This window comes from Propioniciclava sp. LT432 (genome assembly GCF_059515965.1).
In genome coordinates this window covers 85,163-98,170 of the sequence record NZ_JCAKNE010000011.1, presented here as the reverse complement: position 1 = coordinate 98,170, position 13,008 = coordinate 85,163, and the positions used below count along the sequence as shown (strand labels likewise).

The window sequence follows — 13,008 nt, the reverse complement described above, 5'->3', positions numbered from 1 at the left end:
CCGTCAGAACAGGGCGGACGCCCAGAGCGTCCCGTTGGGCGTGACCAACTCGACGCGGACGGGGACCTCGTCCACCGGGACGACCCACGAGCCGGTCGCCTCGCCCGCCCCGTAGGAGGCGTCCAACGTCCACGTGCCCCCGCTGGTCCGGGTGCCGTCGGCGGCGACCACCTGGCAGTCGTACGTCATCCCCGGCCTGCCCCGCGTCACGGTGAGGACGAGCACGCGGCGTCCGTCGAGCTCGGCCAGCCCGGCGGTCCCCACCGTCTCGCCCGTGCGCGTGACCAGGCTGGACGCCGCGGGCGCGACCGGGGTGGGGGCCGGGGTTGTCGCCGTGCGAGCGGGGACGGGTGACGCGGGCACGCCAGTGCCCAGGAATCCCAGTGTGGCTCCGGCACCGATTCCGACGCCGACGAGCAGGGACGCGGCGGCGGCGAGCCACGGCGTCCACCGACGGTTGGGGTCCCGGGAGGGCGTCCGGCTCGACGAGCGGTCGGGGTCGGACGTCTGGCTCGCCGAGCGGTCCTGGTCGGGAGCCAGCCCCATCGCCGACACCACCCGGCCCGAGAAGCCCGCGGGCGGCGCGATGGCGGGGGCCGCGGCGAGTGTGTGGCGCACGGCGTCCGCCACGGCGTCGTACTCGGCCCGGCAGGCGGCGCAACCGGCGAGGTGGGCACTCAGCTGTTCCCGCTCGTGCGAGCCCACCTCCTCGAGGGCGAGCGCGACGAGCAGGTCGTCGGTGAGGTGGGTGCTCATGGTTCGACCTCCAGGGCCTGCCGCATGCGGCGCAGGCCGGTTCGGATGCGTGTCTTGGCGGTGCCCAACGGGATTCCTTCGTGGTCGGCGACCTCCTGGGCGGTGTTGCCCCCGACCACGGCGAGCACGACGGCCCGCGCTTGCTCGGGCGGAAGATCCCGGAGGTGCTCGGCTGCCTTCATGGCCTCGAGTTGGTTGTCGACGTCCTCGGCGGGATCGCGGAGGGTCGTGGTGACCAGGTGGTCCAGGACAGCGTCATCCGTCGGGGTCGACCGCCGCGCACGCACGGCATCGATCGCGAGGTTGCGCGTGATCGTCAGCACCCAGGTCAACACCGAACCGCGCCGCACGTCGTAGGTGCTCGCTGCCCTCCAAGCACGCAGGAACGCCTCCTGGCTGACATCCTCGGCGAGTCCGCGGTCGCGGGTCACCGACAACGCCAGGCCGAACACGCGACGCTCGAACCGGCGCACGAACGCGACGGCAGCCGCTTCGTCCCCGACCGCGAGCCCGGCGACCAGGGCGGCGTCCGGGGCGCGGTCGGCCAGCGAGAACAACGTCACACCCTTGGATACGGACGTCCGCCCGTCCGGGATTGCGCCGCCGCGCAATCCCTTCCGGCCGCCGGGTCGTATCACGGTTGTCCCCATGACGGGGACGGACGCCGCCGACCGCGGCGTCCGGGACCACCAGGAGGACCCATGTCCATCTCCCCAGCTTCCCGCATCACCCTCGCCATCGGAACCCTGCTGACGGTGGGCCTGCTCGCCGGTTGCTCCGGTGGCACCGCGCAGCCCGGTCCCTCGCAGGCACCCATGCCGGGTTACGGTCCGGCGTCCGCTTCGGCACCTTCGGCGTCCGCTGCTTCGTCACCGGCTTCGGCTTCGTCCGCTGGGGCGTCCGCCAAAGCCGCTGACGCCGCCACGCTCGCCCTGAGGATGGCCGACTCGTCGCTCGGTGAGCTCCTCGTGGACGGCCAGGGCATGACCCTCTACATGTTCACCAAGGACAGCCCCAACACGAGCGCCTGCGAGGGGCAGTGCCTCGTGGCCTGGCCGCCGCTCATCGGCGAACCGACCGAGGGCGCGGGCGTGGACGACTCCAAACTCGGGTCGTTCAAGCGCGCGGACGGCCGGACGCAGGCCACCTACAACGGGTGGCCGCTCTACTACTGGCAGGGCGACAGCAAGCCCGGTGACACCACGGGTCAGAACGTCCAGAACGTCTGGTACGTGCTGGACCGCGACGGCGAGCCGATCAAGGGCTGACCATGACCATCATCGGACTTCCCCTGCACCCCCTCATCGTTCACGCCGCGGTGATCTTCGTGCCCCTGGCCGCACTGGGTGCCCTGCTGGTGGTGTTCCTCCCCCGGCTGCGGACGCGCTACGGCAGCCTGGTCGTCATCGTCGCGGTCGTCGCCACGTTGTCGGCGTTCGCGGCGATGGTCACCGGTCCGATGCTTGCCGAGGACCTCGGGATGAGTGGTTCGCCGCGCATTTCTCGGCACCAGATGTTGGGGACGTGGACGCCCTGGCCCGTGCTGGCGATGACCATCGCGCTGCCGCTGTTCCTGCGGGTGCGGGGCGCTGCTGCGGAGAGACTGGGACCCTTCGGATGGCTTGCCGGCGCGGTCGCCGTCGGTGGGGCTCTCGTGGCGTTGGTCCTGATCGGCCTCACCGGGCACGCCGGAGCAGCGGCGGTCTGGGGTTAGGGCTGGTCTGTTCGCCTCGCGTAGGTGAGCCGCGCCGGTTCGGAGCGCTTGCACCGGGAAAGGAACCCTTGCCCGTGGAAGGAACACCCTCGCCGGTTCCGAGCCGACAGCCAAAAGCAACATCCGCGCCGGGAAGGAACACCTGCGCCCGGGAACGCGCCGTTTGCGAAAACGCGCCGCGGATAGAACCGGCGCAGATGTGCTCAGCCGGAGGGCCAGTCAGGACGCCATCGAAACTCCGAGTGCTCAAGGCCGGCGGCCTCACCAACGGCGTCCTCAGAATCGGCGCCCACCCGGGGACGCCGCGAAGGCCGCTCGCAGGTGAGCCCCGAGGCCGGGGACATCCCACGCGAGTTCCCAGCCCCATGGGTCGGCCACCACCCCGCTTGGCGAATGAGCTCGTCAGCCCAACCCGGCCGCGCGCAGCCTGGTCACCCGGCAGACGGACACCATCGCGGTGGTCGTCCCGGAGACCGACTCGCGCGTGTTCTCCGACCCCTTCATCGCCCTGTCCATCACGGGCGTGGCCGACGCCCTCGCGCGGACGCCCAAGCAGTTGGTGCTGCTCATGCGGTCGCGGACGGGGACCAGCGATCGCCTGCTGCGCTACCTGCGCGGCGGCCACGTGGACGGCGTGGTCGTCCTCTCGCACCACCGCGACGACCACCTCGCCCACGACATCGTCCAGATCGGCCTCCCGGCCGCGTTCATCGGACGCCCCCTGGAGTCCGGCGTCCACCTGCCGTACGCCGACGTCGACAACGTGACGGGCGGACGCCTCGCGGCGGAGCGCCTGATCGAGTCGGGAGCGCGGCGGATCGCCATCGTGACGGGCCCCCTCGACATGGTGGCCGCGGTGGACCGCCTCGCCGGCTGTGAGGACGCCCTGGCCGAAGCCGGCCTGGAGCCACTGGTCCGCTACCAGGGGGACTTCACGCTCGCGACCGGACAGGCCCTCGGCGAGCGACTGTTCGCCGAGCACCCCGAGGTCGACGGCGTGTTCGCGGCGAACGACCTCACCGCGGCGGGGGTGATCCACGCCGCCCGGGCGGCCGGACGACGCATCCCCCAGGACGTCCGGGTGGTGGGGTACGACGCCACCCAGCTCAGCCTGTCGACGCACCCGCAGTTGACGACCGTGACCAACCCGGCCGGCGACCTGGCCCGCCTCGCCACCGGCATGGTGCTGGACCAACTGGCCGGACGCCCCGCCACCGCCCCGGTCGTCATCACCCCCGAGTTGATCGTCCGCGCGTCCGCCTGACTGGGGACGCTCAAGCCTTGGGCGGGCGTCCGATCACGGCACCCGCACCGGCGGCACGAGTGCCGTGGGAGCGGGCCGTAGCGCGGCGACGTCGACCTCGATGAGGGTCGGCCCCGAGCGCTGCAGGGCCGCGCTGAGCGCCGCGTCGAACGCCGGGGCGTCCGTGACGCCCACGTGGGGCAGCTCGAACGCCGCGGCGAGCCGTCCGAAGTCGGGGGTGGCGAGGTCGACCGCGCGCGGTGGGTGGCCCGCGGCCGCCTGGAGGTTGCGCAGCACGCCGTAGCCGCCGTCGTTGAAGACGACCAGCACCAGGTGGGGCCGCTCGGCGGCCAGCACCGCCAGTTCACCCAGGTGCACGGCCAAGCCGCCGTCCCCCACCATCGCAAGTACCGGGTCATCGGGCCGCGCGGTCGCCGCGCCGATCGCCATCGCCAGACCCTGGCCGATGCCGCCCCCGGCTGCGAACACGTTGTCCCTCGGGTCGTGGACGGCCAGCAGGCGGTTCCCCCAGGAACTGCCGGGGATCGTGACGTCACGCACGATCGGCGCGCGCCGGGGGAGGCGGGCGCGCAGGGCGTCGCAGATGTCGGCGTAGGCGCCGATGGTGTCCCGCAGGCCCGAGCGGGCGGACGCCGCGGCGTCCGCCACGCGCTGGCCCCAGCCGTTCTCGGTGGCCACGTCGCCGAGGGCGTCCAGCAGGACCGGGACGGCGTCCCGCGCGTCGGCGAGGAGGCCGACGGTCATGGGGTGGTTGCGGCCCAGCGCGTCCTCCTCGAGGTCGACCTGGACGTGCGTGGCCGGGATCGGCAGTTCGCCGTTGCGCGTCTCGCTCGGCCGGAGGTGGCTCCCGATCGTGAGCAGGCAGTCGGCCTCGCCGATGAGCTCGGCCACGGCCTGGTCGGAGGCAAAGTTGCCGATGCACAGCGGGTGGTCCTCGGCGATGGAACCGCGTCCGTTGGTGCCCGTCAGGACGCCCGCACCCCACGCCTCCGCCAGCGCTACGAGCGGCTCGCCCACGCGCCGGGCTCCCCCGCCGGCCCAGATGAGCGGACGCCGCGCCTCACGCAGGAGGGACGCCGCCCGTTCGACGTCACGCTTGGCAGCCCTCCGGAACCCGGGCTGACGGTCGTCGGCCTTGTTCTGCGCGTCCGGGTCGGCCGTGTACTGCAGGTCGATGGGCCAGTCGACGCTCACCGGCCCGTGGGGGGCGGTCTCGATGAGCCGGACCGCCTCCGTCAGCACGGCGCGCGCCTGCCGGGCCGTCTCCACACGCATCGCGTGCCGGGAGACCGCCTTCAGCATCGCCAACTGGCGCGGCACCTCGTGGTAGGCGCCCGTGCCCTCCCCGATCAGGTCGACGTTCACGTTGCCCGTGACGTGCAGCACCCGGCTCTGCGCCGTCAGGGCCTCCAGCATCGACCCGGCCGCGTTGCCGGCGCCGGTGCCGGTCGAGGTGATCGCCACGCCGAGGCCCCCGGTGGCGCGCGCGTACCCGTCCGCCGCGTTCACCGCCGCGGCCTCGTGCCGCACCGGCACGAACCGCAGGTCGCGGTCGACGGCCTCGACGAGCGGCTGGTTGTGGATGCTGACCACGCCGAAGGCCACCTCGACGCCTGCAGCGCGCATCACCTCGACCAGGATGTCCCCACCGTTGCGTCCCTCCGACGTGAGCTGCGACGTCGGCACGTCGTGCCCCTCGGTCGTCGTGTACAGCTTCTCGTTGCGCTCGCTCATGCGCCGACGCTACGCGGCCCACGGACGCCTGTCAGCAGGGCCCGGAGTGGTGCGACCGGCGTAACGTGGAGGCATGAAGATCGAGCAGGCCGCGGCGGACTTCCTGTCCTGCCGGCGGATCGCTCTGACGGGCGTGTCGCACGCCCCCACGGGACACGGCAGCGACACCGTGTACCAGCGCCTGAAGGATCGCGGCTACGACGTGTTCCCGGTCAACCCCAACGCGGCGTCCGTCGAGGGGGACACCGCCTACCCCACCCTCTCCTCGATTCCCGGCGGCGTGGAGGCCGTCGTCATCGGCACCCGCCCCGAGCACGCGGCGGGGACCATGCGGGAAGCGGCCGACCTGGGCATCAAGCAGGTGTGGATGCACCGCTCCATCGACAAGGGCAGCGTGTCACCTGAGGCCGCCGCCTTCGGGAGGGAGCACGGCATCACGGTCATCGAGGGCGGCTGCCCGCTGATGTTCGGCGACGTCTCCGGTGGTGCGCACCGGGCCATGTGCTGGTTCCTGAAGCTGACGGGCAGCGTGCCCCGGAAAGTGTAGGGCCTCTTGTCGACGACCGACCGGCTCGGGGAACTCGCCCTGTTGCGCCGCGCACGCGACCTCATGGACCGTGAGTTCGCCGAGCCGCTGTCGGTCGCCGACATCGCCCGCGAGGCCTTCATGTCCCCGGCGCACTTCTCACGGCGCTATCGGGCCGCGTACGGAGAGGCGCCGTACGCGTACCTGATGACGCGGCGCATCGAACGGGCCGCGGCGCTGCTGCGCCAGGGCGACCTCACCGTCACGGAGGTCTGCATGGCGGTCGGCTGCACCTCGCTGGGGTCGTTCAGCGCGCGGTTCACCGAGTTGATGGGACAGACCCCCACCGCCTACAAGGCGGCCGACCACTCCGGGCTCGACGGGCTCCCCGCCTGCTTGGCGCGCCAGTTCACCCGACCGAGCAGGTTCTGAGAAGCACGAAGTCGGACGCCCTCGCTAGCGTCCTCGTCATGGACATCAAACTATCCCGTGCCTTCATCACCGTCACCGACCCCGAGGCTGCACTGGCGTTCTACCGCGACGTGCTCGGCCTCACCGTGCTCATGGACGTCCCGCAGGGCGAGTACCGCTGGATCACCGTCGGCGCCCCCGGGCAGCCGGACGTCGCCCTGGTGCTGTCGAACTACATCGACGGTTCCCCCGACGACGTCACCTTCGTCCGTGAACTCGTGGCCAAGGGCGGCCTGAACGGAGCGCACTTCGCGAGCAGTGACCTCGACGCGCTGTACGCCCGGGCCCGGGAGGCCGGCGCCGACCTGGTCTCCGAGCCCGCCGACCAGCCGTGGGGCGTCCGCGACTGTGCCTTCCGCGACCCGTCCGGCAACCTCATCCGGGTCGACCAGGCCTGAGCGGGCCACCCTCGCACTCGACGCAACAGCCACTTGCCCACACTGAACAAGTGTTTAATGGAGTGAACATGCGTTCAGCAGACGATCTGACCGCGGCGGCCCGGATCAGGGACGCCGCGCTGGTCGTCTTCGCGCGCGACGGGTTCCACCGCGCGACCGTCCGGGCCATCGCCACCGAGGCCGGCGTTTCCCCCGGGCTGGTGATCCACCACTACGGCAGCAAGGAGCGCCTGCGGGCCGCCTGCGACCAGCACGTCCTGGCCACGTCGGCGTCCGAGAAGCAGGAGATGCTCGCGCACGGGTTCGGGCCGGACCTGAACACCTACCTCACCGACCACCCCGAGGTCGCCACCCAACTCGCCTACCTCACCCGGGCGCTCACCGACGGCGGCGAACTCCGCGACCGCTGGTTCGACGCCCTCGTGGACCACACCTTGGCCACCCTCGCCGCCGGGACGGCGTCCGGGGCGGTCAACCAGACGACGGACCCCCACGCGCGCGCCGTCGTCCTCGTCGCCCAGTCGCTGGCCACGCTCGTGTTCGCCCCCCAGATCGCCCGCCACTTCGGCGCCGCCGACCTGAACGACCCGGACGCCTACGCCCGACTCGGCCGCGCCGTCCACGAGCTGTCCACGCAAGGGCTGCTCCGTCGTCCCTCACCCAGGAGTTCCGATGGCTGACACCACACTCACCCCCACCCCCGCCCCTCACCGCAGCAGCCGCCACCCCCGGAGCACCGCCGACACCGTGGTTGCCCTCGCCTTCGCGGCGTTGACGATCGCCTTCATCGTCGCGATGGCGGTCAGTCCGACGTTCTTCGAGTGGACCTTCGCCCGGCACCACAACGTGCTGAGCTGGTACATCCGGCCGCTGTTCCTGGTCCCCCTGTGCCTCTTCGCCTACCGGCGCAGCATGGCCGGCATCTCGATCACCCTGTTCCTGCTGGCCACCAGCATGTTCTGGTTCCCGGCGCCCGCCTCCCCTGACCCCGCTGTGGAGGACTTCCTCCAGATGGAGATGGACTACATCGCGAGTCCCTGGACACCGGCCAAGATCGTCGGGACGGCACTCGTCCCCGTCACCCTCGGAGCGCTGGCCGCGGCCCTGTGGCGACGGAACCTGTTCGTGGGGCTGAGCGTGCTCGTCCTGATCGCGGTGCTCAAGATGACCTGGAGCGTCCTGGAGGCCGGCGACGCAGGGTTCGCCATCTTCGCCCCGGCCATCGGCGGCCTCCTCGCCTGCACGGCCCTCGTCTGGTTCGGGTACCGGCGCGCCGAGAAGCGGCGTCACTCGCGCGGCTGAGCGCCGGCTGCCACGCGTCCCCGTCTGGTGGGGCAAGATGCGAGCATGTCGTTGGCCGTGTGCCTCCTGTTCGACCCCGCCGGTGACCGGCTGGTGCGGCAGCTGTGGGCGCGCCTGGAGGACCACGGCGTCCCGACCCTGGCGACGCACACCCACCGCCACCACCGCCCCCACCTGTCACTGGCCGTCCTGCGCAGCTGGACCCTCGACGAGGTCCTGCAGCGGGTGGAGGCACTCCCGGTCGCTGCACCGTCCACGCTGTGGTTCCAGGGGGCCGTCACGTTCACCCGCGGGCGTGTGTCCCTGGCCGCCGGCACCAGCCTTGACCTCGCCCGTCGTCAGGACGCCGTGACGCGGACCCTGCTGGAGTCCGGTGCGGACCTCCACCGCCACTACGGGTCGGGCCGGTGGATACCGCACGTCTCGCTCGCCACGGGGAGCGCCCCTGACCAGCTCGCCACGATCAGGACCCTGGTGAACGACGCGCTGCCCATCGCCCTGCGCGCCACCTCGGCGGCCGTGATCGACAGCAGCAACGGACGGACCTGGCCGTTGCCGACCCTGGTGTGATCCACGAAGACCTTGTGCGCCGCGGTGGCGAACGCCACGATCGACCCATGCAGATCAACCAGCAGGTCGTGGTGTTCGACGCCGCCGACATCGCCACCGAGAGCGCGTTCTGGGCGGGGGTGCTGGGCGGCACCGTCCGCGAGGACGATGGCTGGCACATGGTGTACGTCGACCGGGCCGATCGTCGCCAGCTATAATTAGTTGTTCATACAAAAAACCGAGAGGCAGGTATGGACATCCTTCACCGAATCCTGGGCAGGCGCCAACCGTCCCAGCGCGAGGAAGCGCGCGAGCAGCGAGACGGGTCCAGGGCCGAGGCCGAGCACCTCGCTGCGCACCACACGCTCCACGAGGACATCTCACCCCAGGACGCCGCCGCCCGAGCAGCCAACCGCCTGCTGGCCGTGGCAGTCCCGTGATCGTGGGGCGTCAGCCCCCGTCGCCCGGTCTCCCCTGACCACACAACCGGACGGTCCCCGCAGTCGTGACTGCGGGGACCGTCCGGTTGTGCGTTCCCGGCGGAGCCGGGTCGGGTCAGGCGATCAGCGCCGCCACCATCACCAGCGGCAAGGACACCAGGGACGCGATGGAGGTCACCGTCGTCATCGTCTTCAGCGCACCCGAGGTGGTCAGACCCAGCAGGGACTTGAACATCCAGAAGAAGTTCGAGTTCACCTGCAGGGCGAACAGCGCGCCGGACGCGATGGCCAGGGCCAGGATCACCGGCGGCACGCCCAACTGCGGGGCGATGGGGGCGATGATGCCCGCGGCGGTGATGGCGGCGACGGACACCGAGCCGATGGCCAGGTGCATCAGGGCCGCGATGAACCACGCGAGCAGGATGGACAGGATGATCGGGGCACCGGTGTCCGCGCTGAAGAGCCCGCCGAGCACCTCGGCCAGGCCGGTGGCCTCGATGACGGCGCCCAGCGAACCGCCCACGCCCGTGACCAGCAGGATCTCACCGGTGGTCTTGAGGCCGTCGCCGAAGGCGTTGGCGGTGACGTCGGTCCCCACGTACTTCCGCGCCATCAGGTAGGCGATGACCAGGCCGACGAACAGCGCGAAGGTGGCGTTGCCGATGAACTGGATGAAGGGGTTCTCGATGCCCGCGAGCTTCACGAACGCGCCGGTCGCGATCATCACCAGCGGCAGAAGGATGGGGGTCATCGCCAGCAGGAGCGGCGGACGCTTCTGCTCGACGGCGAGGTCCTCGTTCGCCTCGACCTCCTCGAGGGCCTCCGAGGTGTCCTCGTCCTTCTCCTTCTTCCACCAGCCGGCGTTCAGCATGAGCCGGAAGAGCCACACGGTGGCGACCGCGGTGACGATGCCGATGGCAATGCCGTAGATCATGTAGAGCCCGAGCGGCACCGAGAGCAGGCCGGCCGCCGAGATGGCCGCGAGGCCGGGGACCACGAACACGTACCCGACGAAGATGCCCGTGCCCAGCGCGCCGGCCAGCCATGCGAGGCCGTCCTTCTTGATGAACTTCGCCGACGAGCGGGCGACCGGCGCGGCCAGCACGACCTGGACGTCCACGTAGATCGACGGGGCGATCGTGGTCAGCGCCAGTGCCAGCGCGTAGGGGAGCCGGTTGGCCGGCACCGCCCGCACGAGCGCCTCCACCATCGCCTTGAACGCGCCCATGGCGTGCAGCAGCGCGCCCATCAGGACGCCGAAGCCGATGAGCAGGCCGATCTTCTGCATGATCTCGCCGAAGCCGGCGGCGATCGCGACCACGGTCTCGTTCAGGCCGACGCCGGTCGCGATGCCCAGGTACAGGGCGCCGAGCATCAGGGAGACGATCGGGTCGACCTTCACCTTGATGATCAGGAAGATGATCGCGACGATCGCGATCGCTGTGTGCAGTGCAATCATGGGGACTCTCTCCGCTCGCTGGCCACACCCGTGTGGCGGGATCAGACTGCGGCACCCCTCCCGGCAAGGGCATCCTTGTGTTCATAGTGTTCACCGGCTCATCCACCAGAACTCCCAGCCGCAGCGTCGCCTCACACGTGCTCGCCGTCCTGGGCGGCGTCGTGCTGCTCGTCGTCGGGCTGTCGCTGGCCCTGGCGTGGTGGCAGGCCGTCCGCCACGTCGAGGACGCGGCCGCCGATCGCGTCACCGACATCGCGACCACCCTGGCGAGCACGGACGACGTCCGCGAGGGCGTCGTCTCGGACGACCCACCCGCCGCCCTGCGTGAGTTCATCGAGCGGGAACGGCAGGCCACGGGGACCGACTTCATCACGGTGATGTCGCGCGACGGGGTCCGCTACACCCACCCGAACCCCGACCAGGTGGGCGGGCAGTTCGTCGGCACCATCGCGGACGCCCAGGCCGGCGGCACGATCGTCGAGCAGTACACGGGCACGTTGGGACCCTCGACACGCGCGGTGGTCCCGGTCATCATCGACGGTGAGGTGCGGGCGCTGGTGTCGGTGGGCATCCTGCGCACGCAGGTCAGCCAGCAGTTGGCCGCGGAACTCCCCCAGATCCTGGTGCCCGGCCTGGGCGCGGCGGTCCTCTCCGGGGCCGGCGCGTGGCTCGTGGCGCACCGCGTCCGGTCGCAGACGCTGGGCCTCAACGCCCAGGAGTTGCGGCGGCTCCACGACCACCACGAGGCGGTCCTCCACGCGGTGCGCGAGGGGTTGGTCATCACGGACGCAGAGGGTCGCGTCCAGGTCGTCAACGACGAGGCGTGCCGCCTCCTCGGCCTCGGGCCGGACGCCGTGGGCCGCCCCATCGCGGACCTCGGCCTCTCCCCCGACCTGGCCGCGCTGCTCGGGGGCGGGCGGAAGCAGGTGGACGTCCCGCACGCCTCGGGTGGGCGGGTGCTGCTGGTGTCCTCCGACGAGGTCGTCCGACGCGGACGCAGCGCGGGGACGGTGTCCACGCTCCGCGACCGCACCGAACTCGAGGCTGTCACGGGCCAGCTCACCGCGACCCGGTCCCTTGCGGACGCCCTGCACGCCCAGGCCCATGAGGCCGCCAACCGCCTGCACACCGTCGTGACGCTCATCGAGATGGGGCGTACGGACGAGGCGGTCACCTTCGCCACCGACGAACTCCGTGCCAGCCAGCGCCAGGCCGACGCCATCCTGCGCGCCATCGAGGAGCCGGTGGTCGCCTCCCTGCTGCTCGGCAAGATGTCGCAGGCCCACGAGCGCGGCCTCGAGCTGGAACTCGACCCCGAAGCCCACCTCCCCGTGGGCCTCCTGCCCGCCCGCGAGCTGGTCACGATCCTGGGCAACCTCGTCGACAACGCCCTGGACGCCGTGGGGGGCCTGCCCGGCGGGGCCGAGCGGTCGGTGGTCGTCGACGTCCAGGTCGCCGACGGCCAGGTGGTGCTCACCGTCAGCGACACCGGCCCGGGGATGGCTGCGTCCGACTGGCAGCACGCCTTCGAACGCGGCTGGACGACCAAGCCCTCGGCCGGACCCGCGGGTCGCGGGATCGGCCTCGCGCTGGTGAGGCAGACCGTCGACCTGTTGCACGGGAGCATCGACGTCACCGACCCGCCGGGCGCGACGGTGACCGTCGTGCTTCCCCTGCGACGAGGAGGCGGCGATGCCTGACCTGCGCGTCCTCGTCGTGGACGACGAGCCCACCGTGGCCGCGGGCCACGCGGAGTACGTCCGGCGCGTCCCGGGCTTCGAACTGGTCGGCACGGCCGGCACGGTCCAGGCGGCCGTCGCGGTCCTCGCCCGGACGCCGGTCGACCTCGTCCTGCTCGACCTGAACCTGCCCGACGGGCACGGGCTCGACGTGGTCCGGGGCATCCGGGCGAGCGCGCGTCCGATCGACATCCTGACCATCACGGCGGCCCGGGAGGTCGACCTCGTCCGGTCCGCGCTGTCGCTGGGGGTGGTCGGCTACCTGCTCAAGCCATTCACGTTCGCCGACCTGCGCGACCGCTTGGAGGCGTACCGGCGCTACCGCGAGGGGTTCGCCGCGACCACGTCGGCCAGCCAGACCGCCATCGACGCGATGGTCGGCGAGTTGCGGCGTCCGCCCTCGGCGGGTGCTCCGCCGAAGGGCCTGGCCCGCGACGTCCTGGACGCCGTGATCGGCGTCCTCACCGAGGCCCACCCGGCCGCCCTGTCGGCGTCCGAGGTGGCGGACGCCGTGGGCACCTCCCGCGTCACCGCCCGCCGTTACCTGACCTACCTGGCCGACGAGGGTCGCGCCGGCCGCTCCCAGCGCCTGGGTGGGTCCGGACGCCCCGAGGTCACGTTCGCGTGGCGCCGGTGAGCGCCGCCGCGGCGCACCT

General features: G+C 71.8%; 17 protein-coding genes. 13 read left to right on the top strand and 4 right to left on the bottom strand.

Annotated features, from left to right (window positions below):
* Positions 1 to 3: 3 nt before the first annotated feature.
* Positions 4 to 756 carry an anti-sigma factor family protein gene (locus AC5YDV_RS07760; protein ID WP_496182641.1) on the bottom strand — a complete coding sequence of 251 codons (753 nt, stop codon included), beginning with the start codon at positions 754 to 756 and terminating at the stop codon, positions 4 to 6.
* A complete protein-coding gene (locus tag AC5YDV_RS07755) occupies positions 753 to 1,313 on the bottom strand; it encodes an RNA polymerase sigma factor (RefSeq protein WP_496192461.1) in 561 nt (186 codons plus the stop codon). The genes AC5YDV_RS07760 and AC5YDV_RS07755 overlap by 4 nt, the downstream gene beginning before the upstream one ends.
* Before the next feature lie 144 nt (positions 1,314 to 1,457).
* Between AC5YDV_RS07755 and AC5YDV_RS07750 the strand changes: the two genes are divergently transcribed.
* The 3 genes from AC5YDV_RS07750 to AC5YDV_RS07740 all read left to right on the top strand — a co-directional run bounded on the left by AC5YDV_RS07750 (position 1,458) and on the right by AC5YDV_RS07740 (position 3,734).
* The gene (locus tag AC5YDV_RS07750) at positions 1,458 to 2,024 is read left to right on the top strand and encodes a COG4315 family predicted lipoprotein (protein ID WP_496182639.1); all 567 of its coding nucleotides are present in this window, start codon (positions 1,458 to 1,460) and stop codon (positions 2,022 to 2,024) included.
* Between the two features lie 2 nt (positions 2,025 to 2,026).
* Positions 2,027 to 2,470: a DUF2231 domain-containing protein gene (locus AC5YDV_RS07745; protein WP_496182638.1), complete on the top strand. Its 444-nt coding sequence runs from the start codon at positions 2,027 to 2,029 to the stop codon at positions 2,468 to 2,470.
* Positions 2,471 to 2,897: 427 nt separating this feature from the next.
* A complete protein-coding gene (locus AC5YDV_RS07740) occupies positions 2,898 to 3,734 on the top strand; it encodes a LacI family DNA-binding transcriptional regulator (RefSeq protein WP_496182672.1) in 837 nt (278 codons plus the stop codon).
* Between the two features lie 33 nt (positions 3,735 to 3,767).
* Here AC5YDV_RS07740 and AC5YDV_RS07735 read toward each other — a convergent pair whose 3' ends face one another.
* The gene (locus tag AC5YDV_RS07735) at positions 3,768 to 5,468 is read right to left on the bottom strand and encodes a thiamine pyrophosphate-binding protein (RefSeq protein WP_496182637.1); all 1,701 of its coding nucleotides are present in this window, start codon (positions 5,466 to 5,468) and stop codon (positions 3,768 to 3,770) included.
* A gap of 73 nt (positions 5,469 to 5,541) precedes the next feature.
* Here AC5YDV_RS07735 and AC5YDV_RS07730 point away from each other — a divergent pair, with 73 nt between their 5' ends.
* The 8 genes from AC5YDV_RS07730 (at position 5,542) to AC5YDV_RS07695 (ending at position 9,154) form a co-directional block, all read left to right on the top strand.
* Positions 5,542 to 6,015 carry a CoA-binding protein gene (locus AC5YDV_RS07730; RefSeq protein ID WP_496182636.1) on the top strand — a complete coding sequence of 158 codons (474 nt, stop codon included), beginning with the start codon at positions 5,542 to 5,544 and terminating at the stop codon, positions 6,013 to 6,015.
* A gap of 6 nt (positions 6,016 to 6,021) precedes the next feature.
* Entirely contained in the window at positions 6,022 to 6,426 is a 405-nt protein-coding gene (locus tag AC5YDV_RS07725) for a helix-turn-helix transcriptional regulator (RefSeq protein WP_496182635.1), read from the top strand.
* Between the two features lie 38 nt (positions 6,427 to 6,464).
* Positions 6,465 to 6,863, top strand: a complete 399-nt coding sequence (locus tag AC5YDV_RS07720) for a VOC family protein (RefSeq protein WP_496182634.1) — start codon at positions 6,465 to 6,467, stop codon at positions 6,861 to 6,863.
* Between the two features lie 68 nt (positions 6,864 to 6,931).
* Positions 6,932 to 7,543, top strand: coding sequence for a TetR/AcrR family transcriptional regulator (locus AC5YDV_RS07715; RefSeq protein WP_496182633.1), 612 nt, complete (start codon positions 6,932 to 6,934; stop codon positions 7,541 to 7,543).
* Complete coding sequence (locus AC5YDV_RS07710) at positions 7,536 to 8,165, top strand: hypothetical protein (RefSeq protein ID WP_496182632.1); 630 nt, start codon at positions 7,536 to 7,538, stop codon at positions 8,163 to 8,165. Before AC5YDV_RS07715 ends, AC5YDV_RS07710 begins: the two co-directional genes overlap by 8 nt.
* Before the next feature lie 45 nt (positions 8,166 to 8,210).
* The gene (locus tag AC5YDV_RS07705; RefSeq protein WP_496182631.1) at positions 8,211 to 8,735 is read left to right on the top strand and encodes a 2'-5' RNA ligase family protein; all 525 of its coding nucleotides are present in this window, start codon (positions 8,211 to 8,213) and stop codon (positions 8,733 to 8,735) included.
* A gap of 47 nt (positions 8,736 to 8,782) precedes the next feature.
* Positions 8,783 to 8,932, top strand: a complete 150-nt coding sequence (locus tag AC5YDV_RS07700) for a VOC family protein (protein WP_496182630.1) — start codon at positions 8,783 to 8,785, stop codon at positions 8,930 to 8,932.
* 33 nt (positions 8,933 to 8,965) lie between these two features.
* A complete protein-coding gene (locus tag AC5YDV_RS07695) occupies positions 8,966 to 9,154 on the top strand; it encodes a hypothetical protein (protein ID WP_496182629.1) in 189 nt (62 codons plus the stop codon).
* A 115-nt stretch (positions 9,155 to 9,269) separates the two neighbouring features.
* Here AC5YDV_RS07695 and AC5YDV_RS07690 read toward each other — a convergent pair whose 3' ends face one another.
* Entirely contained in the window at positions 9,270 to 10,613 is a 1,344-nt protein-coding gene (locus AC5YDV_RS07690) for a GntP family permease (protein WP_496182628.1), read from the bottom strand.
* Positions 10,614 to 10,690: 77 nt separating this feature from the next.
* Between AC5YDV_RS07690 and AC5YDV_RS07685 the strand changes: the two genes are divergently transcribed.
* Positions 10,691 to 12,313 carry a sensor histidine kinase gene (locus tag AC5YDV_RS07685; RefSeq protein ID WP_496192460.1) on the top strand — a complete coding sequence of 541 codons (1,623 nt, stop codon included), beginning with the start codon at positions 10,691 to 10,693 and terminating at the stop codon, positions 12,311 to 12,313.
* Positions 12,306 to 12,989, top strand: a complete 684-nt coding sequence (locus tag AC5YDV_RS07680) for a response regulator (RefSeq protein WP_496182626.1) — start codon at positions 12,306 to 12,308, stop codon at positions 12,987 to 12,989. Before AC5YDV_RS07685 ends, AC5YDV_RS07680 begins: the two co-directional genes overlap by 8 nt.
* Positions 12,990 to 13,008 lie beyond the last annotated feature (19 nt).

What these genes read in the sequence shown, in the direction of transcription:
- AC5YDV_RS07760 (WP_496182641.1), bottom strand. Translation starts at nt 756, where the DNA reads ATGAGCACCCACCTCACCGACGACCTGCTCGTCGCGCTCGCCCTCGAG.
- AC5YDV_RS07750 (WP_496182639.1), top strand. Translation starts at nt 1,458, where the DNA reads ATGTCCATCTCCCCAGCTTCCCGCATCACCCTCGCCATCGGAACCCTG.
- AC5YDV_RS07745 (WP_496182638.1), top strand. Translation starts at nt 2,027, where the DNA reads ATGACCATCATCGGACTTCCCCTGCACCCCCTCATCGTTCACGCCGCG.
- AC5YDV_RS07735 (WP_496182637.1), bottom strand. Translation starts at nt 5,468, where the DNA reads ATGAGCGAGCGCAACGAGAAGCTGTACACGACGACCGAGGGGCACGAC.
- AC5YDV_RS07730 (WP_496182636.1), top strand. Translation starts at nt 5,542, where the DNA reads ATGAAGATCGAGCAGGCCGCGGCGGACTTCCTGTCCTGCCGGCGGATC.
- AC5YDV_RS07720 (WP_496182634.1), top strand. Translation starts at nt 6,465, where the DNA reads ATGGACATCAAACTATCCCGTGCCTTCATCACCGTCACCGACCCCGAG.
- AC5YDV_RS07715 (WP_496182633.1), top strand. Translation starts at nt 6,932, where the DNA reads ATGCGTTCAGCAGACGATCTGACCGCGGCGGCCCGGATCAGGGACGCC.
- AC5YDV_RS07710 (WP_496182632.1), top strand. Translation starts at nt 7,536, where the DNA reads ATGGCTGACACCACACTCACCCCCACCCCCGCCCCTCACCGCAGCAGC.
- AC5YDV_RS07705 (WP_496182631.1), top strand. Translation starts at nt 8,211, where the DNA reads ATGTCGTTGGCCGTGTGCCTCCTGTTCGACCCCGCCGGTGACCGGCTG.
- AC5YDV_RS07700 (WP_496182630.1), top strand. Translation starts at nt 8,783, where the DNA reads ATGCAGATCAACCAGCAGGTCGTGGTGTTCGACGCCGCCGACATCGCC.
- AC5YDV_RS07695 (WP_496182629.1), top strand. Translation starts at nt 8,966, where the DNA reads ATGGACATCCTTCACCGAATCCTGGGCAGGCGCCAACCGTCCCAGCGC.
- AC5YDV_RS07690 (WP_496182628.1), bottom strand. Translation starts at nt 10,613, where the DNA reads ATGATTGCACTGCACACAGCGATCGCGATCGTCGCGATCATCTTCCTG.
- AC5YDV_RS07680 (WP_496182626.1), top strand. Translation starts at nt 12,306, where the DNA reads ATGCCTGACCTGCGCGTCCTCGTCGTGGACGACGAGCCCACCGTGGCC.